This is a genomic window from Paractinoplanes bogorensis, from assembly GCF_018829635.1.
Classification (GTDB): domain Bacteria; phylum Actinomycetota; class Actinomycetes; order Mycobacteriales; family Micromonosporaceae; genus Actinoplanes; species Actinoplanes bogorensis.
Genome location: NZ_JAHKKG010000001.1, coordinates 316018 through 340577, shown reverse-complemented (window position 1 = coordinate 340577; position 24560 = coordinate 316018). Strand labels below are relative to the sequence as shown.

The 24560-nt window shown below is 70.6% G+C and carries 30 protein-coding genes; 9 read left to right on the top strand and 21 right to left on the bottom strand.

Going from position 1 to position 24560, the window contains the following annotated elements; genetic code table 11:
* Positions 1-10: 10 nt before the first annotated feature.
* From pyrH to KOI35_RS01640, 4 genes are all read right to left on the bottom strand, one after another.
* Positions 11-772: a UMP kinase gene (pyrH, locus tag KOI35_RS01655; protein WP_246612354.1), complete on the bottom strand. Its 762-nt coding sequence runs from the start codon at positions 770-772 to the stop codon at positions 11-13.
* A gap of 100 nt (positions 773-872) precedes the next feature.
* Complete coding sequence (gene tsf, locus KOI35_RS01650) at positions 873-1703, bottom strand: translation elongation factor Ts (protein WP_215784181.1); 831 nt, start codon at positions 1701-1703, stop codon at positions 873-875.
* A gap of 32 nt (positions 1704-1735) precedes the next feature.
* Complete coding sequence (rpsB, locus tag KOI35_RS01645) at positions 1736-2650, bottom strand: 30S ribosomal protein S2 (RefSeq protein ID WP_215784180.1); 915 nt, start codon at positions 2648-2650, stop codon at positions 1736-1738.
* Positions 2651-2886: 236 nt separating this feature from the next.
* The gene (locus tag KOI35_RS01640; protein ID WP_215784179.1) at positions 2887-3579 is read right to left on the bottom strand and encodes a hypothetical protein; all 693 of its coding nucleotides are present in this window, start codon (positions 3577-3579) and stop codon (positions 2887-2889) included.
* Between the two features lie 155 nt (positions 3580-3734).
* Between KOI35_RS01640 and KOI35_RS01635 the strand changes: the two genes are divergently transcribed.
* The 3 genes from KOI35_RS01635 to dprA are packed head-to-tail and all read left to right on the top strand — an operon-like array spanning position 3735 to position 6767.
* Entirely contained in the window at positions 3735-4094 is a 360-nt protein-coding gene (locus KOI35_RS01635; protein WP_215784178.1) for a YraN family protein, read from the top strand.
* Positions 4094-5617 carry a YifB family Mg chelatase-like AAA ATPase gene (locus KOI35_RS01630; RefSeq protein WP_215784177.1) on the top strand — a complete coding sequence of 508 codons (1524 nt, stop codon included), beginning with the start codon at positions 4094-4096 and terminating at the stop codon, positions 5615-5617. The genes KOI35_RS01635 and KOI35_RS01630 overlap by 1 nt, the downstream gene beginning before the upstream one ends.
* A complete protein-coding gene (gene dprA, locus KOI35_RS01625; protein WP_215784176.1) occupies positions 5610-6767 on the top strand; it encodes a DNA-processing protein DprA in 1158 nt (385 codons plus the stop codon). Before KOI35_RS01630 ends, dprA begins: the two co-directional genes overlap by 8 nt.
* 72 nt (positions 6768-6839) lie before the next feature.
* On the opposite strand, the gene KOI35_RS01620 is transcribed toward dprA, so the two are convergent.
* Positions 6840-7025 (bottom strand): DNA-binding protein, encoded by a 186-nt coding sequence (locus KOI35_RS01620; protein WP_215784742.1) that lies wholly within the window; start codon positions 7023-7025, stop codon positions 6840-6842.
* A gap of 1312 nt (positions 7026-8337) precedes the next feature.
* Here KOI35_RS01620 and KOI35_RS46985 point away from each other — a divergent pair.
* Both KOI35_RS46985 and KOI35_RS01610 read left to right on the top strand, forming a co-directional pair.
* Entirely contained in the window at positions 8338-8505 is a 168-nt protein-coding gene (locus KOI35_RS46985) for a hypothetical protein (RefSeq protein ID WP_246612353.1), read from the top strand.
* A gap of 285 nt (positions 8506-8790) precedes the next feature.
* Entirely contained in the window at positions 8791-9195 is a 405-nt protein-coding gene (locus KOI35_RS01610; protein WP_215784174.1) for a winged helix-turn-helix domain-containing protein, read from the top strand.
* A 374-nt stretch (positions 9196-9569) separates the two neighbouring features.
* Here KOI35_RS01610 and KOI35_RS01605 read toward each other — a convergent pair whose 3' ends face one another.
* Entirely contained in the window at positions 9570-10031 is a 462-nt protein-coding gene (locus KOI35_RS01605) for a pyridoxamine 5'-phosphate oxidase family protein (RefSeq protein WP_215784173.1), read from the bottom strand.
* A 37-nt stretch (positions 10032-10068) separates the two neighbouring features.
* Positions 10069-10569, bottom strand: a complete 501-nt coding sequence (locus tag KOI35_RS01600; RefSeq protein ID WP_215784172.1) for a DUF6636 domain-containing protein — start codon at positions 10567-10569, stop codon at positions 10069-10071.
* A 118-nt stretch (positions 10570-10687) separates the two neighbouring features.
* Here KOI35_RS01600 and KOI35_RS01595 point away from each other — a divergent pair, with 118 nt between their 5' ends.
* The gene (locus KOI35_RS01595; protein WP_215784741.1) at positions 10688-11581 is read left to right on the top strand and encodes a tyrosine recombinase XerC; all 894 of its coding nucleotides are present in this window, start codon (positions 10688-10690) and stop codon (positions 11579-11581) included.
* A 17-nt stretch (positions 11582-11598) separates the two neighbouring features.
* The gene (locus tag KOI35_RS01590) at positions 11599-12786 is read left to right on the top strand and encodes an aminotransferase class V-fold PLP-dependent enzyme (protein WP_215784171.1); all 1188 of its coding nucleotides are present in this window, start codon (positions 11599-11601) and stop codon (positions 12784-12786) included.
* Here the strand turns inward: KOI35_RS01590 and KOI35_RS01585 are convergent.
* The 13 genes from KOI35_RS01585 to proS form a co-directional block, all read right to left on the bottom strand.
* On the bottom strand, positions 12774-13211 hold the full coding sequence (locus KOI35_RS01585) for a murein hydrolase activator EnvC family protein (protein WP_215784170.1): 438 nt from the start codon (positions 13209-13211) through the stop codon (positions 12774-12776). The genes KOI35_RS01590 and KOI35_RS01585 overlap by 13 nt on opposite strands.
* A gap of 181 nt (positions 13212-13392) precedes the next feature.
* Positions 13393-13716, bottom strand: a complete 324-nt coding sequence (locus KOI35_RS01580) for a DUF2469 domain-containing protein (protein WP_215784169.1) — start codon at positions 13714-13716, stop codon at positions 13393-13395.
* Complete coding sequence (locus KOI35_RS01575) at positions 13713-14564, bottom strand: ribonuclease HII (protein ID WP_215784168.1); 852 nt, start codon at positions 14562-14564, stop codon at positions 13713-13715. Before KOI35_RS01575 ends, KOI35_RS01580 begins: the two co-directional genes overlap by 4 nt.
* The gene (locus KOI35_RS01570; protein WP_215784167.1) at positions 14564-15010 is read right to left on the bottom strand and encodes an NUDIX hydrolase; all 447 of its coding nucleotides are present in this window, start codon (positions 15008-15010) and stop codon (positions 14564-14566) included. The genes KOI35_RS01575 and KOI35_RS01570 overlap by 1 nt, the downstream gene beginning before the upstream one ends.
* A gap of 20 nt (positions 15011-15030) precedes the next feature.
* A complete protein-coding gene (gene lepB, locus KOI35_RS01565; protein ID WP_215784166.1) occupies positions 15031-15681 on the bottom strand; it encodes a signal peptidase I in 651 nt (216 codons plus the stop codon).
* Positions 15678-16574, bottom strand: a complete 897-nt coding sequence (lepB, locus tag KOI35_RS01560) for a signal peptidase I (RefSeq protein ID WP_215784165.1) — start codon at positions 16572-16574, stop codon at positions 15678-15680. Before lepB (KOI35_RS01560) ends, lepB (KOI35_RS01565) begins: the two co-directional genes overlap by 4 nt.
* A gap of 157 nt (positions 16575-16731) precedes the next feature.
* Positions 16732-17088 carry a 50S ribosomal protein L19 gene (gene rplS / locus KOI35_RS01555; protein WP_215784164.1) on the bottom strand — a complete coding sequence of 119 codons (357 nt, stop codon included), beginning with the start codon at positions 17086-17088 and terminating at the stop codon, positions 16732-16734.
* A gap of 122 nt (positions 17089-17210) precedes the next feature.
* A complete protein-coding gene (gene trmD, locus KOI35_RS01550; protein ID WP_215784163.1) occupies positions 17211-17969 on the bottom strand; it encodes a tRNA (guanosine(37)-N1)-methyltransferase TrmD in 759 nt (252 codons plus the stop codon).
* Positions 17970-18533 carry a ribosome maturation factor RimM gene (rimM, locus tag KOI35_RS01545; RefSeq protein WP_215784162.1) on the bottom strand — a complete coding sequence of 188 codons (564 nt, stop codon included), beginning with the start codon at positions 18531-18533 and terminating at the stop codon, positions 17970-17972.
* Positions 18534-18536: 3 nt separating this feature from the next.
* The gene (locus KOI35_RS01540; RefSeq protein WP_014447131.1) at positions 18537-18794 is read right to left on the bottom strand and encodes an RNA-binding protein; all 258 of its coding nucleotides are present in this window, start codon (positions 18792-18794) and stop codon (positions 18537-18539) included.
* Positions 18772-19254, bottom strand: coding sequence for a 30S ribosomal protein S16 (gene rpsP / locus KOI35_RS01535; protein ID WP_215784161.1), 483 nt, complete (start codon positions 19252-19254; stop codon positions 18772-18774). Before rpsP ends, KOI35_RS01540 begins: the two co-directional genes overlap by 23 nt.
* 191 nt (positions 19255-19445) lie before the next feature.
* Positions 19446-20102, bottom strand: coding sequence for a ribonuclease FAU-1 family protein (locus KOI35_RS01530; RefSeq protein WP_215784160.1), 657 nt, complete (start codon positions 20100-20102; stop codon positions 19446-19448).
* Positions 20102-21508 carry a proline--tRNA ligase gene (gene proS / locus KOI35_RS01525; RefSeq protein ID WP_215784159.1) on the bottom strand — a complete coding sequence of 469 codons (1407 nt, stop codon included), beginning with the start codon at positions 21506-21508 and terminating at the stop codon, positions 20102-20104. Before proS ends, KOI35_RS01530 begins: the two co-directional genes overlap by 1 nt.
* Before the next feature lie 77 nt (positions 21509-21585).
* Here proS and KOI35_RS01520 point away from each other — a divergent pair, with 77 nt between their 5' ends.
* Both KOI35_RS01520 and KOI35_RS01515 read left to right on the top strand, forming a co-directional pair.
* Complete coding sequence (locus KOI35_RS01520) at positions 21586-22101, top strand: SigE family RNA polymerase sigma factor (protein WP_215784158.1); 516 nt, start codon at positions 21586-21588, stop codon at positions 22099-22101.
* Positions 22091-23488: a PQQ-binding-like beta-propeller repeat protein gene (locus KOI35_RS01515; RefSeq protein WP_215784157.1), complete on the top strand. Its 1398-nt coding sequence runs from the start codon at positions 22091-22093 to the stop codon at positions 23486-23488. The genes KOI35_RS01520 and KOI35_RS01515 overlap by 11 nt, the downstream gene beginning before the upstream one ends.
* On the opposite strand, the gene KOI35_RS01510 is transcribed toward KOI35_RS01515, so the two are convergent.
* Positions 23478-24557, bottom strand: a complete 1080-nt coding sequence (locus tag KOI35_RS01510) for an amidohydrolase family protein (protein ID WP_215784156.1) — start codon at positions 24555-24557, stop codon at positions 23478-23480. The genes KOI35_RS01515 and KOI35_RS01510 overlap by 11 nt on opposite strands.
* Positions 24558-24560 lie beyond the last annotated feature (3 nt).

Genomic DNA, 24560 nt, shown 5'->3' with positions numbered 1-24560 from the left:
GAAAGGTTGTCTAGGCGGTGATCAGGGTGCCGATCTTCTCGCCACTCACGGCGCGGATGATCGTGTCGTCGCCCTGGGCACCGAAGACGAGCATGGGCAGGTCGTTCTCCTCGCAGAGGCTGAAGGCGGCCTGGTCGGCCACCCGGAGGCCCTGCTGGATCACGTCTTGGAAAGTGAGCCGGTCGAGCTTCTTGGCGTCGGGGTCGACGCGGGGGTCGGCGCTGTAGACGCCGTCGACACCGTTCTTGCTCATCAGCACGACATCCGCGTGGATCTCGAGGGCGCGCTGGGCGGTGACGGTGTCGGTCGAGAAGTACGGCATGCCGGCCCCGGCGCCGAAGATCACACACCGCCCCTTCTCGAGGTGGCGGATGGCGCGCAGCGGGATGTAGGGCTCGGCGACCTGGGCCATCGTGATCGCGGTCTGCACCCGCGTCTCGATGCCCTCCTTCTCGAGGAAGTCTTGCAGGGCCAGGCCGTTCATGACCGTGCCGAGCATGCCCATGTAGTCGGCGCGGTTGCGGTCCATGCCGCGCTTCTGCAGCTCGGCGCCGCGGAAGAAGTTGCCGCCGCCGACCACGACGGCGACCTGGATGCCCCGGCGGATGACGGTGGCGATCTGCCGGGCGATGCCCTGCACGATGTCGGGGTCGACGCCGACCGCGCCGCCGCCGAACACCTCGCCGGAGAGCTTCAGCACGACCCGGCGGGGCCGCGCGGACGGCGGAGTCGGACTGTCAACCGGAACTGCCTGCTCGGTCACCATCGTCATGAGACCCGCCTTCCCTTCGAACGCTCGACAGAGACCTTATGGGAGAAGGAGGCCGGACGCAGAATCGCGTACCCGGCCTCCTCTGACTCCAGCGGCCCGCTTACTCCTGGCCGACCTCGAACCGGACGAAACGGGTGATGGTCAGCCCGGCCTCGTCGGCGATCTGCTTGACGGTCTTCTTGTTGTCGACGACCGACGCCTGCTCGAGGAGGACGAAGTCCTTGAAGAAGGAGTTCACCCGGCCCTCGATGATCTTGGGCAGAGCCTTCTCGGGCTTGCCCTCCTCCTTGGCGGTCTCCTCGGCGATGCGGCGCTCCGACTCGACCACGTCGGCGGGCACCTCCTCGCGGGTGAGGAAGCGCGGGCGCATCGCGGCGGCCTGCATGCCGATGCCGCGGGCGTCCGCGTCGGCCGCCTCGTCGTTCTTGCCGGTGTACTCGACCAGAACGCCGACCTGCGGCGGCAGGTCCTGCGCCTTGCGGTGCAGGTAGACCGCGACGGTGCCGTCGAGGATCACGAACCGGTTCACGACGATCTTCTCGCCGATCTTCGCGGAGTATTCCTGGACGGTGTCGGCGACGGTCTTGCCGTCCGGCAGCGTCGCGGTCAGCAGAGCGGCGGCGTCGGCGACCTTGTTCTGCTCGCCCAGCTCGACCAGCTGCTGACCCAGCGCGACGAAGTCGGGGGTCTTGGCGACGAAGTCGGTCTCGCAGTTGAGCTCGAGCAGCGCGCCGCCCGAGTGGGCCACGATGCCGTTGGCGGCGGTGCGACCGGCCCGCTTGCCGACGTCCTTCGCGCCCTTGATGCGCAGGAACTCGACGGCCTGGTCGAAGTCGCCGGCCGACTCCTCGAGCGCCTTCTTGCAGTCCATCATGCCGGCACCGGTCAGGTCGCGGAGCTTCTTCACGTCCGCGGCGGTGTAGTTAGCCATGACTCTCTCTCGATGTCAGGTTCGTCGGTGACTTACTCGGCGGGAGCGGCAGCGGCCGGAACCGGCTCGGCGGCCGGAGCCTCGGCGGCGGGCGCCTCAGCAGCGGGCGCCTCAGCAGCGGGCGTCTCGGCGGCCGGAGCGTCGTCGGCCTTCTTCTCGGCGCCCTCGTAGAGGTCGCGCTCCCACTCGGGCAGGGGCTCGCCGGCGGCGACGGTGCCCGGCTCGGGCTTCTCGTCGGCGCCACCACGGCCACGGCCGGAGCGGGCGATCAGACCGTCGGCGACCGCCGCGGCGATGACCTTGGTGAGCAGCTCGGCGGAGCGGATCGCGTCGTCGTTGCCCGGGATCGGGAAGTCGACCTCGTCCGGGTCACAGTTGGTGTCCAGCACCGCGATGACCGGGATGCCCAGCTTGCGGGCCTCGTCGACGGCGATGTGCTCCTTCTTGGTGTCCACGACCCAGATCGCCGACGGCGTCTTGGTCATGTCACGCAGACCACCGAGCGTCTTGGTGAGCTTGGTCTTCTCGCGGAAGAGCTGGAGGGTCTCCTTCTTGGTGTACCCGGCGGCGGTGCCGGTCAGGTCACCCAGGCCCTCGAGCTCCTTCATGCGCTGGAGCCGCTTGTAAACGGTCTGGAAGTTGGTGAGCATGCCGCCCAGCCAGCGGTGGTTCACGTACGGCTGGCCGACCCGGGTCGCCTGCTCGGCGATGGCCTCCTGCGCCTGCTTCTTGGTGCCGACGAAGAGGATGTGGCCACCCTCGGCGACGGTGTCCCGCACGAAGCTGTACGCCTTCTCGATGTAGTCGAGCGTCTGGCGCAGGTCGATGATGTAGATGCCGTTACGCTCGGTGAAGATGAAGCGCTTCATCTTCGGGTTCCAGCGGCGGGTCTGGTGCCCGAAGTGGACACCGCTCTCCAGCAGCTGGCGCATGGTCACGACGGCCATGGTGGGTTACTCCTACGGTCCCTGGTTGTCACGCTCACCGGCGGTGAGCGTCCTGGTGCCCGGTCGCCGGCCACAGTCGGACCCGAGATGATCGAGACCAGGGAGGGCCGTCGCTGCCGGTCTGGTCCTGCGGAAACGCTGCAGAGACCTGGCAGAGGGCACGCGAGGTCGACCGCACGAGGCGGTCGCCGTCAACCAGCATACGCCAAGCTTCGGCGAAGCCTTTCCCGCGGGCTTCAGGCCACCGCCAGGCCGGCCGCGATCAGCAGGATCAACCCCGCCGGGAGGTACGCCGCGGGGGGCCGCAGCCAGGTGTCCCGCGTGATCGGGCCACCGCGCGAGACAGTGAACAGCCCGATCCCGGTGAGCGTGAAGCCGAGCGTGAGCAGGACGGCGGGGACGATCGCGCGGGCGCTCGGGTCGCCGGTGAACGTCGCGTCGATCAGCAGCCGGACAACCGGGATCATCAGGACGACCGTGACGACAGCCACCAGAATCGACGTGACCGGTCGTCGCGACGCGTAGACGCTCTTGTCCTTGCGCTCGGTCACCGGCGGCACCAGCGCCGTCGGCTCGGCCATCGACGGCATCGAGGGAGCGGGCGGGGGCGGCACCGGAGGCGCGGCCGGGGCGACGGCGTCGCTCGTCGGGCGGATCGTCGGGTACTCGGGACCGCGGACCGGCATCCGTGGCTCCGGTTCGGCCGGGCGGGCATGGCTGCCGGTGCTCTCGGGCAGCGCGTACGGCGACGCGGACGGACGCTGCTCCGGAAGCCGGAACGCGCCACTCGGCCGCTCATGGATGCCCGAGTCGTACGGGTTGGCGGCCGGGATCGAACCGGACACCTCCGACTCGCTCGATCGTGCGTACTGACCCGCCCCGGAGTACCAGGTCGGCTCGGGCTCATCGGCGTAGCGGCGTCCATCCACGATGCGCAACTTAAGTGACTACCGGCGTGATTGCCACCGCTGGCCCCATAACACACCTGGACGGTGACACAGCGGCTTTCCACAGTTGCGCTCTGTCCACAGATCTTGGTTCCGGCCGGATGCGGGGCGCCCCCGGCCGGGCCAGGTTGTCCGGCATGACGACGCAACGGCGGGCGGTGGGGGCGTACGGCGAACAGGTCGCGGCCCGGCACCTCCAGGAGCAAGGCCTCGTGGTCCTCGACCGGAACTGGCGTTGTGCCGAGGGCGAGGTCGACCTCGTCCTGCGCGACGGCGCCGACGTCGTCTTCTGTGAGGTGAAGACCCGCCGGGGCGATCTGTTCGGCCCGCCCGCCGCCGCGGTCACCCCGGCCAAGGTGCACCGGCTGCGCATCCTGGCCGTCCGCTGGCTCGACCAGACCGGCATCCGGCCCCGGGAGGTCCGGTTCGACGTGGTCGAGGTGCGCCCTCAGGCCCAGGGCGCCAGCCAGGTCACGCACATCCGCGCGGCGTTCTGATGAGTTACGCGCGCATCATGTGCGTCGGTCTGCTCGGGGTGACCGGGCACGTCGTCGAGGTCGAGGCCGACCTCTCCCAGGGCCTGCCCGCGGTCGTGCTGACCGGGCTGCCCGACACCTCGCTCAACGAGGCCCGCGACCGGGTGCGGGCGGCCGTGGTCAACTCCGGCGAGTCCTGGCCCAACCGGCGGATCACCGTGAACCTGCAGCCGGCCGCGCTGCCCAAACAGGGCTCGGCGTTTGATCTCGCCATAGCCGCCGCGCTGCTCACCAGCGCCGGCGAGCTGCCGACGGACGCGCTCGACGGCGTCGTCGTGCTCGGCGAACTGGGGCTCGACGGCGCGGTGCGGGCCGTCCGCGGCGTGCTGCCGATGGTGGCCGCGGCCGCCCGGGCCGGACTGACCCGGGTGATCGTGCCGCTGGCCAACGCGCGTGAGGCGGGCGTCGTACCCGGGGTGACTGTGCACGCCGTCGACAGCCTGCACCGGCTCGTCGCCCACATCCGCGACGCCGAGGCCCTGCTCGACCCGCCGCCGGCCGACCCGGCACCGGCGGCGGCCGGGCCCGACCTGGCCGACGTGGCCGGGCAGGAACTGGGCCGGTTCGGGCTCGAGGTCGCCGCCGCGGGCGGGCACCACCTGGCGCTGTTCGGCGCGCCCGGCGCGGGCAAGACGATGCTGGCCGAGCGCCTGCCGTCGATCCTGCCTGAACTCGACGACGAGGCCGCGCTCGAGGTGACCGCGCTCCACTCGATCGCCGGGGTGCTCCCGCCGGACGGCCGGCTGGTCCGGCGACCGCCCTACCAGGCGCCCCACCACACAGCATCGGCGGCGGCCCTGGTCGGCGGCGGCAGCGGACTGGCCCGGCCCGGCGCCCTGTCGCTCGCCCACCGCGGTGTCCTCTTCCTCGACGAGGCGGCCGAGATCCCCTCGGCCACGTTGCAGGCGCTGCGACAGCCGTTGGAGACCGGGCGGGTGGTGCTGGCCCGGGCTCGGGGCACGACCGAGTTCCCGGCCCGGGTCCAACTGGTGATGGCGGCCAATCCGTGCCCCTGCGCAAGTCCGGCCGGCGACCAGCACTGCACCTGCGCCCCCGCGGTCCGGCGGCGCTACCTGGCCAAACTGTCCGGCCCGCTGCTCGACCGGATCGACATCCGGCTCACCATCGCCCCGCTGAGCGCCGCCCAGCTGACCACCGCGACCGGGCCGGCCACGTCGTCGGCCCAGGTCGGGGCCCGGGTGCTCGCAGCCCGGGCAGCCGCCACGGCGCGCTGGGCCGAGGGCGGGTGGCGGACGAACGCCGAAGTGCCGGGCCCGGTCCTGCGGCGTGCGCCGTGGCGGCTGCCGGTCACCGACACCAGAGACCTGCGGGCGTCGCTCGACCGGGGGCTGCTCTCGGCCCGCGGCTTCGACCGTGTGCTCCGGCTCGCCTGGTCGATCGGAGATCTGGACGGCCGCGAACGTCCGGCCCGGGCCGAGGTCAACGAGGCGATCCAGCTGCGAATGGGAGAAAGCCATGGTTGACGACCGGACCGCCCGGGTGGCCCTGACGTGGCTGGCCGAGCCGGGCAATCTGCCGGTGTGGTCGCTGGTCGAGGAATGCGGCGCCGAGGCCACGCTGGCCCGCCTCCTGCGGGGTGACGTGCCGGACAAGTCGTTGCGGGCCGCCGCCCTGGCCAAGGCGGCGGCCCTCGACCCGCGGCGCCTGGCCGACCTGACGTTGCGGCGGGCCGACCGGCTGGGCGCGCGCATCGTGGTGCCCTCGGACGACGAATGGCCGTCGCGAGTGGAATCGCTGGCGACCCTCACTCTCGAGGGGACCACGCGGGTGCACCGGGACACGCGGCCACCGCTGTGTTTCTGGGTGCGCGGGGCCCGGCCGCTCGGCGAGACGCTGGAGAGGTCCGTCGCGGTGGTGGGGGCCCGGGCGGCGACCCCCTACGGGCTCCATGCGACCAACGAGATCGCGTACGGGCTGGCCGAGCAGGGGTGGACCGTCGTGTCAGGGGGTGCCTTCGGGATCGACGCGGCGGCTCATCGGGCGGCGATGGCGGCCGAGGGGCGTACGGTGGCGGTCCTCGCCTGCGGGGTCGACCGGCCCTATCCCCAGGGAAACTCGGCGATGTTCGACCGGATCGCCGAGACCGGCCTGCTGATCAGCGAATGGCCACCCGGGGCGGAGCCGCTGAAGCACCGGTTCCTCATCCGCAACCGGGTCATCGCGGCCGCCACCGTGGGCACGGTGCTGGTCGAGGCCGCGGCCCGCAGCGGGGCGATCCAGACGATGGGCCGGGTGCTGGCCCTGGGCCGCGTCGCGATGGTGGTGCCGGGCCCGATCACGTCGGCCATGTCGGTCGGATGCCACGAGTTGCTGCGGTCCAGGCCCGACACGACTCTCGTCACCGGCCTGTCGAACGTGCTGGAGACGGTCGGGCAGATCGGCGAATATCCGGTCGACGTGCCGCGCGGGCCCGACCATGCGAGGGACACTCTCGACGAGGAGTCGGCGCTCATTCTGGAGGCCGTGCCGCGGCGGGGAGCCATCACCCCGGAGGAACTGGCCGTGCGGGCGGGGCTTCCCGTACGGACGGTGTTGCGGCGACTGTCCCTGCTGGAGCTGACCGGTCTGGTCGAGCAGCGGGAGACCGGCGTGGCGCTGCGGCCGACGTCCTGATGGTCCCCGTGTTTTCGGCAGCACAAAGTCGGGCGCCGCCCAGGGTCGCCCATCCTGCCGCGAAAATCGCGGTCAGTCCTCGGAGTCGTCCAGGTCGCGCCGGTGCACCTTCATCCACGCCTCGACGTCGTCGGTCGCCCACACCTTGCCCTGAGCGAGGTCGGCGACCGGCTTGGGGAAGTCAGCGCGGCTGGTGATCTGGTACGCACGCTGCCGGCTCACCCCACCCAGACGGATGCGGATCTCGTGCGCCCCCATGAGCCGGATCGGTTTCGCTGCCACATGATCGACCGTAGGCGCGGGACTATTAGTCAATCACCAACTTGATAGGAGACATCTAGTCTCTTGCCATCTACACTATGCTCCATGCCTAGGCGTCGCCAGACAACTGGTCTCGTGCCCGTCGGTCCCCGCCATCGACGCACGTGGCGGTCGTTCTGGCGCCGGTGCAGTTGCGGCCTGACGGCCCCCTGCGTCGACGCGCTCGTCCCCGCTACGCCGCTCCCCTATCCACCGCGCGGCGGCTCCGAGCATTCCCCGTCCGCATTCGCCCTCAGGACAGAAAGGAGGTACCGCCACGCAGAAACCATGAGATCGGGCACCGCGGCGAGCGATCCCACAGCTCCGCCACGCTGGTCGCCCGGCGGCCCCCACTCTCCGGCGCGGAGAACCCAGAAGCCGCCGGGCGGCAGCGCCCGAAATCCGCAGGAAGGCCCCGCGGTTTCGCTGCCGCAGAGGTTCGATGCCCACCACAGCAACGGGCAACGCGCCATCGGGGGCGGCCGCCGTCGTCACGCGTTCACCGACGGCGGCCGACTCCCCCGGCGCGACCGGAGGGCGGCTCGCTCCCGCCGCGACAGGCCGCGCTAGGCGGACGTCACCGCGGCCGCGCATCGCTGGGGACAGTCGTCGCGGGCGGACAGGCGCCACGGCCTGGCGAGGCATCGCAGGCGGACAGGCGCCACGGCCCGGGACGGACAAGCTCAGTGGCGACCATGGCCTGGCCGCGCGCGCGAGGCGTCGCGGGCGGACGGGCGAGGCGTCGCGGGCGAGGCATCACGGGCGAGGCATCACGGGCGAACGGGCACCACGGCCCGCGGCGGGCCAGCTCAGCGGCGACCAGGGCCCGGCCGCGCAGGCGAGGCATCGCGGGCGGACAGGCACCACGGCCCGGGGCGAACCAGCTCAGTGGCGACCACGGACCGGCCGCGCGGGCGAGGCATCGCGGGCGGGCAGGCGCCACGGCCCGGCGAGGCATCGCGGGCGGACAGGCGTCGTCGCAGCCGGCGGAATCGCGACTTGAGGAGCGGAGAGGCGCTGCTCCTCAGCGCGGCCGATTCGGGTGGCTCCTGAATCAGCGCCCGTTCACGCGTCGAGTGGCTTTCGGCGGCGGCGCTGGAGCGGCGGGCCGGGACGGCATGGGACAGGACCACCCGCTCGTAGGAATGAGCGCGCCTTAGGGGGAACCACCGTGAGGAAGACCGAACCACCCGCGCATCTGAATACCCGCCCGAGCTGGGACTGCCTCGTGTGCGGAAAACCGTGGCCGTGTGTGACGGCTCGGACGAGGATGCTCGTCGAGTACCGGGAGTTTCCGTCGACGCTGACGGTCTACATGTCGGCGCAGATGTATGACGCTTTGAACGACTTCGTGGCCGCCGGGCAACTCGCGCCGACCGATCTCTTCGACCGCTTCCTCGCCTGGGGGCGGCGGGGCTTGAACTCACCTGACGAGTGACGCCCGAACGCTTGAGTCGACATCGGACATGAAGAGGCCACCGCTCCGAGAACTAGACCGCGCCGTCGGCGGAGGGCTGGGGCTGGGGCTGGGGCAGAGCGGAAGAACGGGCGACGATTGGGGCCGACCCGATGGTGCTGACGCATCTCGTGTCACGGCTTTCGACCGCCGCCCGCCCTGCCGCCCGATCAAGTCTCAGCCTTCTCAGTGCGGCAGGGCTATCATACCTACATGGCTTGGTACGTACAATACGATGGAGCATCGTGGTCACGTAGACTGGCTGGCATGATCGATCCCTCCGCGGACCGTGCGGTCTTCCGCCAATTGGCTGACCTGCTCCGCAATCAGATCGAGTCGGGTGCGCTGGGCCCCGGCGAACCACTGCCCAGCGAACTGCGCCTGGCGCAGGAATACGGCATCAGCCGCACCACCGTCCGGCAGGCGATCGGCCAGCTCCGCACCGAGGGTCTGGTGACCGTCGACCGGCCGCGCGGCACCTTCGTGCGCGTACCCGAGCCGATCGAGCTCGTCCCGCTGGCCCGCGGCGAACGCGCCAGCGCCCGCATGCCCACCGACTCCGAGCGTCGCAAATACCGCCTCGGCGAGGGCGTCCCCGTGCTGGTCGTGACCGCCACCGACGGCACCGAGACCGTCCACCCGGCCGACCGGGTGCAGCTCACGCGCCCCTGACCGCACCAGCACCCGGGCGACGATCGCCCAGTCGCGAGCGGCACTCGAACGCGCGAAACACCGAGCGCAGCCCATGCACAGCGTGGCGGCAGTCAGGCGCGCGTACACCGAGCACAGCCCGCGCACAGCAAGGCGGCAGTCAGGCGCGCGTACACCGAACGCAGCCCGCGCACAGCAAGGCGGCAGTCAGGCACGCGTACACCGAACGCAGCCCGCGCACAGCAAGGCGGCAGCCAGGCACGCGTACACCGAACGCAGCCCGCGCACAGCGCGACGGCGGCCAGGCACGCGTACACCGAACGCACCCCATGCACAGCGCGACGGCAGCCAGGCACGCGTTCACCGAGCGCAGCCTGTGCACAGCGTGGCGGCGGTCAGGCGCGCGTTCGGCGGGTGTAGCCGCGGCCCGTGTGCCACGACTCGATGACCAAGTGGTCGGCCGGCTCGCCGACGTAGGTCAGCGCCACCTCGTGGATGTCGATGCGGAACAGGCCCGACTCACCGTGCGGCCAGTCGGCCGGTGGCGGGATCTCGACCGCGACGCCGGCCAGTTTGGCGTCGCCGGGGCCGGACTCCGGGTTGTCGGCCGGTGGTTCGAGTGTCGGTGCGTGCATGGCGATCCGCGGGTCTCGGCGGACGTCGAGCAGTTTCATCGAGCCGGCCATCATGCCGAAGGTCAGTTCGCCGTCTTCGAACTTGGCCTCGTTCGCGCTGATTCGGGGTGAGCCGTCGCGCCGGAGGGTGGCGATCGTCTTGTTGGTGCCCGCGTCGAAGAGGGATTTCACCCGTTCGGCGAAGGCCGGTGCGTCCTTCTCGATCTCATGCCAGCTAGCCATGCGGACGACCCTAAGGCGTGGGTACGACAGAACCCGGTCAGAAGATCTTGTAGGCGGCCGTGGCCAGGGTGAAGCCGTGGCCGGTCTCCTCGTCCTTGCAGGTCAGGCCGGAGCTCTCGCTGTCGCAGCGCACCGAGCCGGCCCGCAGCGCCTGACCGTATTCCAGGGTCTGGTCGGACGAGCCGATCACGGTGTCGCCGGCGCAGGTGAAGACGACCTTGCCCCCGCTGACGACCAGTCCGTTGCCCCAGTCGAGGTCGCAGTCGGCCGGCTTGGCCGGGGGCGTCCACGACTTGCGGACGATGTCGCATCGCACGTCGGAGGCGGTCAGCGCGCACGCAATGTTCTGCGACGGCGTCTTGAACATCGCCTCGTCCACCGTCGTCGGGATCACCGGCTCGGGGCCGGGGCCGCCGAACCCGACCTTGGCCGAAGCCGTCGGTGTGGGCGACGCCGAGGAGCCGGCGCTCTCGAAGAGGGAGCAGCCGGACAGGACGCCCAACAGGGCCAGTACGAGGATGCCGCGGATCACTGCCATGGTGAGGGCAGTCTAGGAAGGCCGGGCAAGACGCGCGTGGAGGCTTGACGATCACGCGCCGAGCGAAGACCGTCGACACGTGGGGACGCGCGAACTGCACGAACGGCTGCCGCCCGAGATGCGTGAGTCGGTGGACGACTTCGGCCAACATCTGGCGCGGATCGACAACCGATCGGCCCAGACCGTACGGGGATATCTGGTCGATGTCGTGTCGCTGCTCGACCACGCGGCCGACAGCGGCGCCACCACGCTCGCCGAGATCGACATCGCGATGCTGCGGAGCTGGCTCGCCGCCCGCATGCGTCAGGGTGCCGCGCGCACGTCGCAGGCCCGCCGGGCGGCCGCGGTCCGGGCGTTCACCGCCTGGGCCCGGCGCACCGGCCGCACCCCCACCGACCCCGGCGCCCACCTGGTCAGCCCGAAGGCGCACCGCCCCCTGCCGACCGTGCTGCGCGCCGATCAGGCCGCCGCCCTGGTCGGGGGCCACGCCCCAAGCGGCGAGCAGGACGACGAGACGCTGCGCGATCGCGCCGTCCTCGAGCTGCTCTATGCCACCGGCGTGCGGGTGAGCGAGCTCTGCGGCCTCGACCAGGCCGACCTGGACGAGGCGCGCCGGGTGGTCCGGGTCTTCGGCAAGGGCGCCAAGGAACGCGCCGTCCCCTACGGCCTGCCCGCCCAGAAGGCCCTCGACGACTACCGCCGGCACGCCCGCCCGAGCCTGGCCAACCCGTCCAGCGGCGACGCGCTCTTCCTCGGCGTCAAGGGCGGGCGCCTCCAGCCGACGGTGGTGCGCCGCATCGTCGACGCCGCCGCCCGGGCCGCCGGACTGCCGCACACCAAGCCGCACGACCTGCGTCACTCGGCCGCCACGCACCTGCTCGACGGGGGCGCCGACCTGCGCGCGGTGCAGGATCTGCTGGGCCACGCGTCGCTGTCGAGCACGCAGATCTACACCCATGTGTCCACCGAACGCCTGCGCGCGGCCTTCAAACAGGCGCACCCACGCGCGTGACCCCGTACGATCGCAGAGTGAGCGCCGGAGCACCGCCCGCCCCCATCCCGGGTGCCCGACTTCTGTTCTCCCTCGACCCCGGTGTGTCCTATCTCAACCACGGCTCGTTCGGCGCCGTCCCGGTCGGGGTGCAGCGGGCCCAGCAGCGCCTGCGGGACGAGATCGAGACGAACCCGCTGCGCTTCTTCGCGCAGGGTCTGGGCGACCGGATCATCCATACCCGACGTCACGTCGCCTCTTTTCTGCGCGCCGATCCCGAAGGCAGCGCGCTGGTGGCGAACACGACGACCGGCGCCGCGCTGGTGCTCAACACGGTCAAGCTCGAGTCGGCCGACGAGGTGCTGCTGACCGATCACGCGTACGGCGCGGTCGCGATGGCCGCCCGCCGTCGCTGCCGCCGGGCCGGTGCGACCGCACGGACGGTCGCGTTGCCGATGGGTGCGACCGACGCCGAACTGGTGAGCCGGGTTCGCGCCGCGCTGCGTCCGGGCCGCACCAAGCTGCTGATCGTCGACCAGATCGCGTCAGCGACGGCGATGACTTTTCCCGTACGGGAAATTGCCTCCGTTGCCCAGGAACACGACATCCCGGTCATGGTCGACGCGGCCCACGTGCCCGGCATGCTCGACGTCGACGTCTCGTCGATCGGGGCCGACTTCTGGGTCGGCAACCTGCACAAGTGGGCCTTCGCCCCGCGCGGCACGGCCCTGCTCGCGGTGGCCCCGCAGTGGCGCCGCCGGATGGAACCCCTGGTCGTCTCGTGGGAGCAGGAGCAGGGCTATCCGCACTCGGTCGAGGCGCAGGGCACGCTCGACTACACGCCGTGGCTCGCCGCCCCGACCGGTCTCTTCACGCTGCGCACGCTGGGCTGGGAAGAGGTGCGGGCGCACAACGCGGCGCTCGCCGCCTACGGCCAGCGGGTGATCGCCGCCGCCCTGAACGTGGCCGACGCCGACCTGCCCCGGCCCGCCGACCCCGACCTGTCGATGCGGGTCGTGCCGTTGCCGGCCGGGCTGGCCACGACGCCGCCCGAGGCCCAGGCGTTGCGTCAGCACATCGCCGACAAGCTGGCCGTCGAGACCGCAGTGAACGCCTGGGGCGGCCGCGGCCTGCTGCGTCTGAGCGCCCAGATCTACAACCGGCCCGAGGAGTACGACCGGTTCGCCGAGCGCCTCCCCCAGCTGCTGCACGACTACCGCCGCTGAGCGGAAGCAGGGTCGAGCGGGAGCAGCCGCACCCGGCCCCGGCCCAGCAGTGCCAACGGGTCGAGATAGAGCGAGCCCCGCCGCAGCCCCCAGTGCAGACCCGGATGGCCCGGCTCGAGCTGCCCGAGCGGATCGCCCGCCGCGACGGCATCACCGACCATGACCGTGGGCGTCACCGGCTCATAGGTGGTGCGCAGACCGCCGGCGTGGCCGACGCTGATCACACCGCGCCCGGCGACCCGGCCCGCGAAGAGCACCGTGCCGGGGCCGGCCGACCGGACGATCGTCGACGGCGGGGCGTCGAGGTCGACCCCGCGATGCCCGGCGAGCCAGGGCTGGGCGGGTGGGTCGAAGGGGCGCAGAACGACCGGCGGGGTGACGGGCCAGCCGAAGACCAGGGCGGCCAGGAGAGACAGCAGAAGCATGCCGGGGAATCTGCCGCATCACGACCACCCCGAACGGCCCTGTGGATAACTCTGGCCCAGCCCACGAACGACCAGCCGACGAACGAGCAGCCCACGAACGACCAGCCGACGATTGACCAGCCCACGAAAGAACGAAAGGGCCGGACTCGCGAACGAGGCCGGCCCGGAACGATCCGAACAATCAGCTGCCGAAACCGGGCTCTTCGGGCAGGGAGATGTCCGGCTTCTCGAGCTCCTCGACGTTCACGTCCTTGAAGGTCATCACCCGCACGTTCTTGACGAACCGGGCCGGGCGATACATGTCCCAGACCCAGGCGTCGTGCATCTCGACCTCGAAATACACCTCGCCGTCGGAGTTGCGCACGTGCAGGTCGACCTGGTTGGCCAGGTAGAACCGGCGCTCCGTCTCCACCACGTAGGAGAATTGACGGACGATGTCGCGGTACTCCCGGTAGAGCTGCAGCTCCATCTCGGTCTCGTACTTCTCGAGATCCTCTGCGCTCATCGCTTCTCGCCCTCCATGGCCTCATCTTCCCCCACCGACGGCGACGGCTGAGGCTGGTCGCCCGACGCCACGCCGACGGTACTCTCAGCGGGGCCGGGAAGCACCGGCGGATCGGCGGCGGATGCGTCAAACAGTACTGGCTGAGCCGCCTCGGACACCACGCGCGACACCGGTCGGCGAGCCCGCGGCGGGCGGTTTCCCCGTCCCGAGGCAGCGGCCACATTCACGTAGGAGAACCTGTGCTCGGCGCATGGCCCGTGCTGCTTGAGCGCGGCGCTGTGCTCGTCGGTGATGTAGCCCTTGTGCACGGCGAACCCGTAGGCGGGGAACTGGTCGTCCATCTCCACCATGATGCGGTCGCGGGTCACCTTGGCCAGCACGCTCGCGGCGGCGACACAGGCGGCGACGCGGTCGCCCTTCCAGACGGCCAGCCCGGGTACGCCCAGCCCGTCGACCGGGAAGCCGTCGGTCAGCACGTATTCGGGCGGCGTGGTCAGCGAGGCCAGCGCCCGGCGCATCGCGGCCAGGTTGCACACGTGCAGGCCGCGCGCGTCCACCTCGGTGGCCGGCACGATCACCACCGACCAGGCCAGCGCCCGGGCCACCACCTGCTCGTAGACGCGCTCGCGGGCGGCCGGGGTGAGCAGCTTGGAGTCGGCGAGCTCGTCGATCTCGCCACGCTTGCCCTCGGGCAGGATCGCGGCTCCCGCCACCAACGGACCGGCGCAGGCGCCCCGGCCGGCCTCGTCGGCCCCGGCCACCTGCTGGAAGCCGCGGCGCTGGAGGGCGCGTTCCATCGCGTAGAGCCCGCCCTCACGGCGGACCACGGTGCGGGGAGGGGCCAGCATCAGGCGGCCCGCCGCAACAGTTCGGGCAGCTCGGCGGGGAAGATCGACTCGGCGCTGGCCTCGATCTCGTCGGCCGACCACCACCGGTGCGCGGTGATGGTCGCCTTCTCCTCGGCGTCCATGCCCGCGAAGTCGACCTGCCAGCCCGGCACGCGCAGCAGGAAGAACTCCTGATCCTGGCGGTAGTCGCGGGCGTCGTAGCTGAACTCGGTCACCTGGTGCCACACGGACTCGCCCAGCTCGGCCGGGTCGACCCGCAGGCCGGTTTCTTCGAGAAGCTCGCGGGCGGCGCCTTGAGCGGGCGTCTCGTCGGGCTCGAGGCCGCCGCCGGGGGTGAACCACCATCTCGTGCCGGCGCGGGCCGGGTCGCCGCCGTGGAGCAGCAGAGCCCGGCCGGCCGAGTCGACGAGCAGCACGCGGGCGGCGCGGCGTTCGACAACGGTCACGCGCCCAGCCTATCCGGGAGTTACTTGGGGTCGGGGATGGCCTTGAAGCCGTCCGGAACCGACAGCCAGGTCGCCCGGTTGACCGGCCAGAACACGGTGAAGGCGCGGCCGACGATCGAATCCTCGGGGATCGTCGCCTCCTGCACGTTCTTGTCGCTGTCCTGCCAGTGCTCGAGCGAGTCACCCGACGCCGAGCGGTGGTCGCCCATCACCCAGAGCCGCCCAGGTGGCACGGTGACATCGAATTCAGTGTCGGCCGGCGCATCCTGGGCCCCGGTCTCATCGCGATAGATGTAGGGCTCGTCGAGCGGGACATCGTTGATCGTGATCTTGCCGGAACCGGAGGAATCGGGCTTGTAAGCGATATGGTCGCCGGGCACCCCGATGATGCGCTTGATGAAGTCTTCTCCGTCGGCACCCGACTGCCACTCGGTCGGCGCTTGGAAGACGATGATCTCGCCGCGGCGGGGCTCACGGAAGTCGTAGACCAGCTTGTTGACGAGCACCCGGTCGAGCACGTTGAGCGTGTGCTCCATCGAGGGCGACGGGATGTAGAACGTCTGCAGCACGAAAGCGCGCACCAGGACGGCGACCAGAACCGCCACGCCCAGCAGGATGGGAAGCTCGCGCCAGAAGGAGCTCTTGCGCTTTTCGGTCTGCTCGTCAATCACGAGGGGAGCCTACGTCGCCGGGTCCGGAACGGCAGTCCGGAACGCGCGGATAACGCGGCACTTAACAGAAACGGGAGGGCGAATACCTCGGTCGCGGGACTCTTCTTCGACACCGGCTCGAGCAGCGGGGCGGCCGCGGTGGGATGGTCGACCGCATACGCCTTCCACACGTCGGGGACGGAGAGGCTGGTGAACCGGCTGCTCGGCCAGACGATGACGAATGCCCGCCCGATGGCGTTGCTGATCGGCACCGGACCCTGGCAGCGCGCGTCCTGTGAGACGGCCCGATGGTCGCCCATGACGAACATCTCACCCTGCGGGACGATCACTTCCGTGAACTTCCGGCTGGTGCACTGGTTGGGATTGGCCGGCGCATTCGGGTCGGAGTTGAAGCCGTCGGCGATGTACGACTCGTCGATGCCGACCCCGTTGACCATGATCCGGCCCTTGGCGTCGCAGCAGGAGACCTTGTCACCCGGCAGGCCGATCACCCGTTTGATGAAGTCGCGTTCCCCCGGGCGGCTGACGCCGACGAGGTCGCCGATCGTGCGGCCGAGCTTGGCCGCGAACGTGTTGCTGACCGGCTCGGTGACCTCGGGCGTCCAGTTCTCGTCGCCGCGGAAGACCACGACCTCGCCGCGCACCGGGTCGCGCATGTCGTAGATGACCTTGTTGACCAGCACGCGGTCCTTGACCAGCAGCGTGTTCTCCATCGACCCGCTGGGGATGTAGAACGCCTGCACCAGGAACGTGCGGATCAGCACGGCAAGACAGAAGGCCACCACCAACAGGAGCGGCAGCTCCTGCCAGAGTGGCATCTCCTTGCGCCGGACCATCGACCGCCGCCGCCGGGACGCCGGGCCGTAGCCCTCCATCGGTTCCACTCTTCGCATCTCCCGCCGCCGACCGGCCGAACCAACCCCGGATACAGCACTACCGCCCGAGTATTTCCCCTCGCGGGGTCTTACGGGCGGTAGTGCTGGAAGGGTTCACACTGATCCCATCCGGCACACGGCAAGAGTAATGCGCGCGTGCACGAATCGATGAGTGTCAGACGGTCTGCTTCTCCCGAAGCTCCTTGATCTTGGCCTTCTTGCCACGGAGCTCGCGCAGGTAGTAGAGCTTGGCGCGACGGACGTCACCGCGGCTCACGACCTCGATGCGGTCGATCGCCGGGCTGTTGATCGGGTAGGTCCGCTCGACACCGACGGCGAAGCTGATCTTCCGGACCTTGAAGGTCTCCCGGAGACCGGCGCCCTGCCGGGCGATGACGACGCCCTGGAAGATCTGGACGCGGGAACGGTTACCTTCGACGACTCGGGCGTACACCTTGACGGTGTCGCCGGCCCGGAAATCAGGAATGTCGGTGCGCTGCGACTGGGCGTCGAGAGCGTCCAGCGTGTTCATCGCTGATCCTCGTTCTTTGGAGCGCATCGGGAGTTCGATGCGCGGCTGGGTACTTCTGATCCCTCTCACCTCCAAGGGATCCTCGACCTCACCCCGCGGCGCGGGAGAAATCGGCAACCTCCCTACTTTGCCACACCGGGAGGCGTGATCTGAAATCCATCCTCGTCGAGCGCCTTCTTGTCCGCTTTGTCGAGCTGGTCGAGCGGGTACGCGGCCATCATGTCGGGCCGCCTGGACGCCGTACGGGAAAGACTCTGATCTCGTCGCCACCGGGCGATCTTGCCGTGGTCGCCCGAGCGCAAAATGTCGGGAACCTCGCGCGAGCGCCACGAGGCCGGCTTGGTATAGACGGGCGCCTCGAGCAGCCCGGCCGCGTGCGACTCCTCGGTCAGCGAGTCGGCGTTGCCGAGCACCCCGGGCAGCAGCCGGGTCACCGCCTCCATGATCACGATGACCGCGACCTCGCCCCCGAAGAGCACGTAGTCGCCGAGCGACACCTCGCGTACGGGCATCCGGGACGCCGCGTCGTCGATCACGCGCTGGTCGATGCCCTCGTAACGCCCGCAAGCGAAGATCAAATGATCAAGAGCGGCCAGCGCGTACGCGTCGGCCTGCGTGAACGGCTTCCCGACCGGCGACGGCACGATCAGCGTCCCGTCGCCGACCGCGTCCAGTGCCTGACCCCACGGTTCGGGTCGCATCACCATGCCGGGACCGCCGCCGTACGGGGTGTCGTCCACGGTGCGGTGCACGTCGCTGGTCCAGGTGCGCAGATCGTGCACGTTCAGATCGAGGATGCCGGTGCCCCGCGCCTTGCCGATCAGCGACAGCTCGAGGGGGGCGAAGTAGTCCGGGAAGATCGAGATGATGTCGACGCGCATCTACAGGTCCAGCAGGCCCTCGGGCAGGTCGACGAGCACGCGACCGCCGGCCAGGTCGACCTTCGGCACGATCGCCGTCACGAACGGGATCAGCGCCGTGCCGCCGTCCGGCTTCTTGAGCACGATCAGGTCGGAGGCGGGTGCGTGTTCGATCCGCGCGACAGTGCCATGCACAGTGCCGTCCGACGACTCGACCCGCAGTCCGACCAACTGGTGGTCGTGGAACTCGTCGGGGTCGTCCGGCGGCGTCAGGTCGGCGCTGTCGACCTGCAGGAACACGCCACGCAGCTCTTCGGCGAGGTTGCGGTCGTAGATGTTCTCGAACACCGCGATCCCGCGGCCCTGATGCCAGCGGATCGACTCGAGAGTGAGCTGTTTCGGCACGTCGAAGCGTGCGCCGGAAGCGGCCGCCGGGCCGGTGCTCACGCGGCGGTCCCGAGGGACCTCCGTCACGAACACCGACCCGGGGACGAAACGTTCTTCCGGTTCGTCGGTCCGCACGACCACCGAGACCTCGCCCCGGATGCCGTGCGGTTTGCCGATCTGGCCGACTACCAGGAGCATCGGTCAGTACGCGTCGACGATGTCGACGCGGATGCCGCGCCCACCGATCGACCCGATGACCTGCCGCAGGGCCTTGGCCGTACGCCCGCCGCGCCCGATGACCGTTCCCAGGTCTTCCGGGTGCACGCGCACCTCGAGCCGCTTGCCGCGGCGCGAGTCGACCAGCCGGACCCGGACGTCGTCCGGGTTGTCGACGATGCCCTTGACGAGGTGCTCCAGCGCCGGCCGGAGCGCCCCGTCAGCTCGCGTCGGCGCCGGCACCGGCCGGGTCCTCTGCGGTCTCGGTCTTGGCGGGCTCCTCGGCCTTGGCCTCGGTCTTGGCCTCAGCCTTGGCCTTGTCGGCCTTCTTCGGCGTCGACTTGGCCGGAGCGTCGGCGACACCGGCGGCCGACTTGGCCTCGGCCTCGTAGACCTCGGCACGCGACTGCTTGGGCTCCGCGACGAGCAGCGGCGGCGGGGCCGGGAGGCCCTTGAACTGCTGCCAGTCACCGGTCTTCTCGAGGATGCGCTGCACGGCCTCGCTCGGCTGCGCGCCGACCGAGAGCCAGTACTGCACACGCTCGGACTTCACCTGGATGACCGAGGGGTGTTCCTTCGGCTGGTAGATGCCGACGTACTCGATGGCGCGGCCGTCGCGCTTGGTGCGCGAGTCGGCGACGACGATGCGGTACTGCGGGTTGCGGATCTTGCCCATCCGCAGGAGCCGGATCTTAACGGCCACGGTTCTCTTCGCTCCTGAATGACTGCGAGGTTGAGCGAGGGCGTCTCCCGTGGGGACAGGAGAGCCAGCGTCTCGAGGACTGGCCACGCAGAGGAGTTAGAGGGCGCCTCACGCGAGCCGAATACCAGAGGACCATTCTGCCAGATGGGAGGCGGCGTCTCCCAATCGGCCCGGGAAATGCCACATAACCGTCAAATGCGGGCGACCACCGGACGGTCCCAGCCGTCGGGGAGCACGGTCGGGGTGGGCCAGGCCGGGTCGGGGTGGAAGTCGGTCCACGTGCCGTCGAACGGGAACTCGCCCGCCTCGATCAGCTTGATGACCCGGAAGCCCTCGGCCCAGACGGCGGCCTCATCCGGCACCCAGTAGAGGTCGGGGCGGGCCAGACGCTCGGAGAACTCGTCCTCGTCCTTCCACTCCCACTGCAGGTCGGGAGCGGCGACGATGTCGAGGTCCTGGTCGATGACGTCGATGCCGGCGGCGGGGCCGTCGTCCCAGCGGACCGCGTGCTCCTCCAGGTTGACGTAGTAGCGCGTGAAGACGCCCTCGTCGTCGCGGAACAGCCAGACCGAGTGGTCGGCCCCGGCCGGGAAGAAGCGCAACACGCCCGGCCCGCGCCAGGTGGTGAGCGTCTGCTTCTTCTCGGCGGCCTCCCACTCGACGAACGACGGCATGTCCCGCGGTCCGCGCCCGTCGGTCGTCGTCTCGATCGCCACGACCGAGCCGCGGGCCAGCCAGAGCAGCAGCCCGCGCTCGTCGTCGGAGATCACCCGGCTCGGGTGCACGAAACCGAGCCGGCCGTGGTGCGTGTCGCGGTGCAGGACGAGCCGGCCCGGCTCGAAGCGCATCAGTAGGAACGGGCCAGGTAGGCGACCAGGCCGGGCTCGTCGTCGGAGTCGGGCATCTCGCCGTCGGGACGGGCCAGGCAGCGGACCGTGACGGCCTTGCCGTTGGCCACCTTCTCGCCCTCTTCGCCGACCGCCGACCACGGCACCCGGGCCCACCCGGTCTGCGCGGCCTCGATCGCCTCGTCCAGCGTCTTGACCTCGACCGTGTTGGCCTCGCGGAACGCCAGCGCGTCGTCGTACATGCGCTGCTGGTCGGCCTTGAGGGCGCTGGTCACCGCGCCGGTCACGTCGGCCAGCGGGGTCGGGGTCTTGGAGCCGTCGATCCGGCGCGCGATCGTGACGCTGCCGTTGGCCAGGTCACGCGGGCCGACCTCGATGCGGATCGGGATGCCCTGCAGTTCGGCGTCGACGGCCCGGCGGCCGAACGGGATGTCGGCCCGGTCGTCGAGCTTCACCCGTACGCCCGCGGCCTTGAGCTCGTCGCGGAGCTTGCCCGCGGCCTCGACGACACCCTCGCCCGCCTTGACCACCATGATCTGCACCTGGATCGGGGCCAGGCGGGGCGGCAGACGCAGGCCGTTGTCGTCGCCGTGCACCATGATCAGGCCGCCCATCATGCGGGTGGACGTGCCCCACGACGTCGTCCAGGCGTGCTCGACCGAGCCCTCCTTGGACGAGTACGTGATGTCGAAGGCCTTGGCGAAGTTCTGCCCCAGCTCGTGCGACGTGCCCATCTGCAGCGCCTTGGTGTCGCCCATCATGGCCTCGACGGTCATGGTGTTGGTGGCGCCGGCGAAGCGCTCGCCCTTGGTCTTGCGGCCCGGCACGACCGGGATGGCCAGCAGTTCCTCCATGAACGCCTGGTAGACGTTCTTGTGGATGTTGCGGGCGTGGTCACGGGCGAGTTCCTCGGTGGCGTGGGCGTCGTGCCCCTCCTGCCACAGGAACTCGGTGGTGCGCAGGAACGTACGCGGGCGAAGCTCCCACCGTACGACGTTGGCCCACTGGTTGAGCAGCAGCGGCAGGTCGCGGTAGGAGTCGACCCACTTGGCCATGAACTCGCCGATCACGGTCTCGCTGGTCGGGCGGACCACGAGCGGCTCGGCGAGCTGCTTGCCGCCGGCGTGGGTGACCACGGCCAGCTCGGGCGAGAAGCCCTCGACGTGGTCGGCCTCGCGGCGCAGGTAGCTCTCGGGGATGAACAGCGGGAAGTAGGCGTTCTGCACGCCCTCTTCCTTGATCCGCACGTCCATGTCGGCCTGCATGCGCTCCCAGATGGCCCAGCCGACCGGGCGGATCACCATGGTGCCGCGCACCGGGCCGTTGTCGGCCAGCTGCGCCTTGGAGATCAGGTCCTGGTACCAGCGGGGGAAGTCTTCCGCACGGGGTGTGAGCACACGAGCCATGAGGCGACATCCTAGTCGTGTCCCCCGCGCAACCGGCCGGGTGGGCATCGCGTGTCCATGGAGGAAGGGCGGTGCCGATGAATACGAACGGGGACTTCGATGACTTCTACCGCGACACCTCCAGACGATTGGCCCGATACGCGTACGGCCTGACCGGCGACCCGGGCGACGCCCAGGACCTGGTGCAGGAGGCGTACGCGCGGGCCTGGCAACGCTGGCGCCGGCTCGCCGACTACGAGGACCGCGAGGCCTGGCTCCGGCTGGTGGTCAACCGGCTCTCCGCGGACCGGTGGCGGCGTTTGGGCGTACGCCGGGCGCGGGCCGCCGCCGAACCACCTCCGCCGCACACGCCTCCCCCGTCGGAGGACACGGTGCTGCTGATCCGCGCGATGCGCACGTTGCCGATGGCGCACCGCCGCGCCCTCGCCCTGCACTACCTGCTCGACCGCTCGGTCGCCGAGATCGCCCACGAGACCGGCTCGTCGATCGGCACGGTCAAGTCGTGGTTGTCCCGCGGCCGGGCCGGACTGGCCGCCGCCCTGGGCTCCGACGCGCCCGCCCTCACCACGAACGGAGCCGACGATGCCCACTGACCTCGACGACATCTTCGCCTCGGTGGCCCGGCAGGCCGACGCCATTCCGCTCGGAACAGCCGCCCAGGCCCGTACGCGGGGACGGCAGCGCACCCGCAACGGCATCCTTGCGACGGCCGCCGCGGTCGCCGTCGTACTGGCCGGCGTCGGCGTGGCCGTCGGCGGCGGCACCGAGCGGCGCGCCGACCACAAGACGGTCGCACCGAGTCCGTCGGTCTCCACCCTCGTGGGACCGGCGACGATGGTGGGCAGCCCGATCCCGTTCGGCGTCAAGACCCAGGATCAGTCGCCGGTGATCGCCGGAGGCCGGGTCTTCACCGCCTGGCGCGCCGGTCAGAACTCGGTCAGCGTGCTCGCGGCCGACCTGCACAGCGGGGCCGTCGACTGGAAGGTGACCGGCCTGAACGGGTTCGACTCGGAGTTGGTGGGCTGGGGCGTGCGCGCGACCGAGCAGGGCGTGATGGTCTCGGTCGACAGCACGATCCACGTGATGAACCCGGCCGGTGCGGACACGGGCGACTGGGTGCTGACCGCCGGTGACCTGGACGAGGTGGTGCCGTTCGAGAAGGCGCTGGTCCGGCGGTGGGACATCAACGGGCAGGTCGACGCGCACGACTGGCGGACCGGGCGGAAGCTGTGGTCGGTCGACCCCGGTGCCACCAGCGGCCCCGACAAGGTCCTGCGAGTGGTCGGGGATCCGGCCGGCGGCCGGGTCGTGCTGGTCACGCAGACCGGCAAGCTCCAGGTGCGCGACGCCGGCACGGGCACCCTGGTCCGGACGATCACCCCGGCGTCACCGGCGCAGGCGGGGAGCAATTTCATCCCGTACGGGGAATGGCTGTATGAAATCGGCGCGGGGTGTTGCGACGGCGAGGCCTATCGCGTGGTCACCTCCAACCTGGTGACCGGCGCCTCGAGTGTGATCCTCCAGGAGGGTGCCGGACATTCGCCGGCCGGGCTGACCGCCTGCGGGCCGGGCCGGGTGTGCGTGCTCGACCAGGGTGACAACGCGCTGACCACGGTGACTGCGGTCGACGTGGCGCAGGGCAAGAAGATCTGGTCGGTGCCCGGGCCGAGCATGGGTACGTCGATCTCGGCGCGGGGCACACAGGTGCTGGTGAGCACCGGTCAGATGGCCGTCCTGTTCGACGAACGGGGCGAGCAGGCCCTGCGCATCCTCGAGTCGCAGGTCAGCTGGCTCGACGACGGGCGGCTGCTGGCGTTGCCGACGCTCGGCTCGGGCGAGGTGGCGACCATTGCCGTCCCCGGCTATCAGGCCACCCGGCACGGGCGGATCCCGGTCGACAACGACATGTGTGTGGCGTCCGGCGACCGGCTGGCCTGCAACAGCCCGCGCGATCTGCAGATCTACGACATCAGCGGATGACGCGGCCCTTCAGCACGATGCGGCTCGGCGCGCGGACCACTCGCAGGTCCGCGCGCGGGTCGGTCTCGTAGACGACCAGGTCGGCCAGGCCGCCCTCGACCAGCCCGGGGAAGCCGAGCCACTCGCGGGCCCGCCACGAGGCCATGGCCAGGATCTCGGCGGCGGGCAGCCCGGCCTCCTCGAGGATCAGCATCTCCTCGGCGACCAGCCCGTGCCGGATGCCCCCGCCGGCGTCGGTGCCGACGTAGATCGGAACGCCGGCCTCGTAGGCGGCGCGCACCACCGACGGGAACCGTTCCTGCAGCGCGACCATGTGGTCCGCGTACGTGTCGAACTTGCCCCGGGCCCGGTCGGCGATCCCGCCGAACGTCCGAATGTTGATCATCGTGGGCACCAGAGCCGTGCCCCGCCGCGCCATCTCGTCGATCAGGTCGAACGACAGCCCGGTGCCGTGCTCGACCGAGTCGACGCCGGCGCGAACCATGAGCTCGACGCCCTCCTCGGAGAACGTGTGCACGGCGGCGCGCACGCCGGCCGCATGGGCCGCGTCGACGGCGGCCGCCATGGTCGCCGCGTCCCACGAGGGCGCGAGGTCACCGCTGTCGCGGGAGATCCAGTCGCCGACCAGCTTGACCCAGCCGTTGCCGGCCTTGGCCTGCTCGGTCACCGCGGCCCGCACGTCGGCCGCACCGTCGACCTCGATGCCCACATCCCGCAGATAGCGCCGCGGTGCCGCCACATGCCGGCCGGCCCGCGCGAGGCGGGGGATCTCGGGTTCGTCCTCGAGCTCGGGATAGGGGTAGGGCGACCCGGCGTCGCGCAGGGCCAGCACACCCGCGTCGCGGTCGGTGGCGGCCAGTTCGCGGGCCTGGTCGAGGCTCTGAATCGGCTTGGCCCCGAAGGCGATCCCGAGGTGGCAGTGCGCGTCGACCAGCCCCGGCACGACAAACCCACCGTCACTGATCGTCTCGGCGTCGCGGACGGGTTCGTAGGTGACCCGATCCCCCACCAGCCAGAGGTCTTTGGTCTCGCCGTCGGGCAGAACCGTCCCACGCACATGAAACGCCATACC

Bases quoted from the DNA above. Each gene is read 5' to 3' on its own strand.
- pyrH (WP_246612354.1), bottom strand. From the start codon at position 772: ATGACGATGGTGACCGAGCAGGCAGTTCCGGTTGACAGTCCGACTCCG.
- tsf (WP_215784181.1), bottom strand. From the start codon at position 1,703: ATGGCTAACTACACCGCCGCGGACGTGAAGAAGCTCCGCGACCTGACC.
- rpsB (WP_215784180.1), bottom strand. From the start codon at position 2,650: ATGGCCGTCGTGACCATGCGCCAGCTGCTGGAGAGCGGTGTCCACTTC.
- KOI35_RS01635 (WP_215784178.1), top strand. From the start codon at position 3,735: ATGACGACGCAACGGCGGGCGGTGGGGGCGTACGGCGAACAGGTCGCG.
- KOI35_RS01630 (WP_215784177.1), top strand. From the start codon at position 4,094: ATGAGTTACGCGCGCATCATGTGCGTCGGTCTGCTCGGGGTGACCGGG.
- dprA (WP_215784176.1), top strand. From the start codon at position 5,610: ATGGTTGACGACCGGACCGCCCGGGTGGCCCTGACGTGGCTGGCCGAG.
- KOI35_RS01620 (WP_215784742.1), bottom strand. From the start codon at position 7,025: ATGGGGGCGCACGAGATCCGCATCCGTCTGGGTGGGGTGAGCCGGCAG.
- KOI35_RS46985 (WP_246612353.1), top strand. From the start codon at position 8,338: ATGCTCGTCGAGTACCGGGAGTTTCCGTCGACGCTGACGGTCTACATG.
- KOI35_RS01610 (WP_215784174.1), top strand. From the start codon at position 8,791: ATGATCGATCCCTCCGCGGACCGTGCGGTCTTCCGCCAATTGGCTGAC.
- KOI35_RS01605 (WP_215784173.1), bottom strand. From the start codon at position 10,031: ATGGCTAGCTGGCATGAGATCGAGAAGGACGCACCGGCCTTCGCCGAA.
- KOI35_RS01600 (WP_215784172.1), bottom strand. From the start codon at position 10,569: ATGGCAGTGATCCGCGGCATCCTCGTACTGGCCCTGTTGGGCGTCCTG.
- KOI35_RS01595 (WP_215784741.1), top strand. From the start codon at position 10,688: ATGCGTGAGTCGGTGGACGACTTCGGCCAACATCTGGCGCGGATCGAC.
- KOI35_RS01585 (WP_215784170.1), bottom strand. From the start codon at position 13,211: ATGCTTCTGCTGTCTCTCCTGGCCGCCCTGGTCTTCGGCTGGCCCGTC.
- KOI35_RS01580 (WP_215784169.1), bottom strand. From the start codon at position 13,716: ATGAGCGCAGAGGATCTCGAGAAGTACGAGACCGAGATGGAGCTGCAG.
- KOI35_RS01575 (WP_215784168.1), bottom strand. From the start codon at position 14,564: ATGCTGGCCCCTCCCCGCACCGTGGTCCGCCGTGAGGGCGGGCTCTAC.
- lepB (WP_215784165.1), bottom strand. From the start codon at position 16,574: ATGCGAAGAGTGGAACCGATGGAGGGCTACGGCCCGGCGTCCCGGCGG.
- rplS (WP_215784164.1), bottom strand. From the start codon at position 17,088: ATGAACACGCTGGACGCTCTCGACGCCCAGTCGCAGCGCACCGACATT.
- trmD (WP_215784163.1), bottom strand. From the start codon at position 17,969: ATGCGCGTCGACATCATCTCGATCTTCCCGGACTACTTCGCCCCCCTC.
- rimM (WP_215784162.1), bottom strand. From the start codon at position 18,533: ATGCTCCTGGTAGTCGGCCAGATCGGCAAACCGCACGGCATCCGGGGC.
- KOI35_RS01530 (WP_215784160.1), bottom strand. From the start codon at position 20,102: ATGCGCTTCGAGCCGGGCCGGCTCGTCCTGCACCGCGACACGCACCAC.
- proS (WP_215784159.1), bottom strand. From the start codon at position 21,508: ATGGCTCGTGTGCTCACACCCCGTGCGGAAGACTTCCCCCGCTGGTAC.
- KOI35_RS01520 (WP_215784158.1), top strand. From the start codon at position 21,586: ATGAATACGAACGGGGACTTCGATGACTTCTACCGCGACACCTCCAGA.
- KOI35_RS01515 (WP_215784157.1), top strand. From the start codon at position 22,091: ATGCCCACTGACCTCGACGACATCTTCGCCTCGGTGGCCCGGCAGGCC.
- KOI35_RS01510 (WP_215784156.1), bottom strand. From the start codon at position 24,557: ATGGCGTTTCATGTGCGTGGGACGGTTCTGCCCGACGGCGAGACCAAA.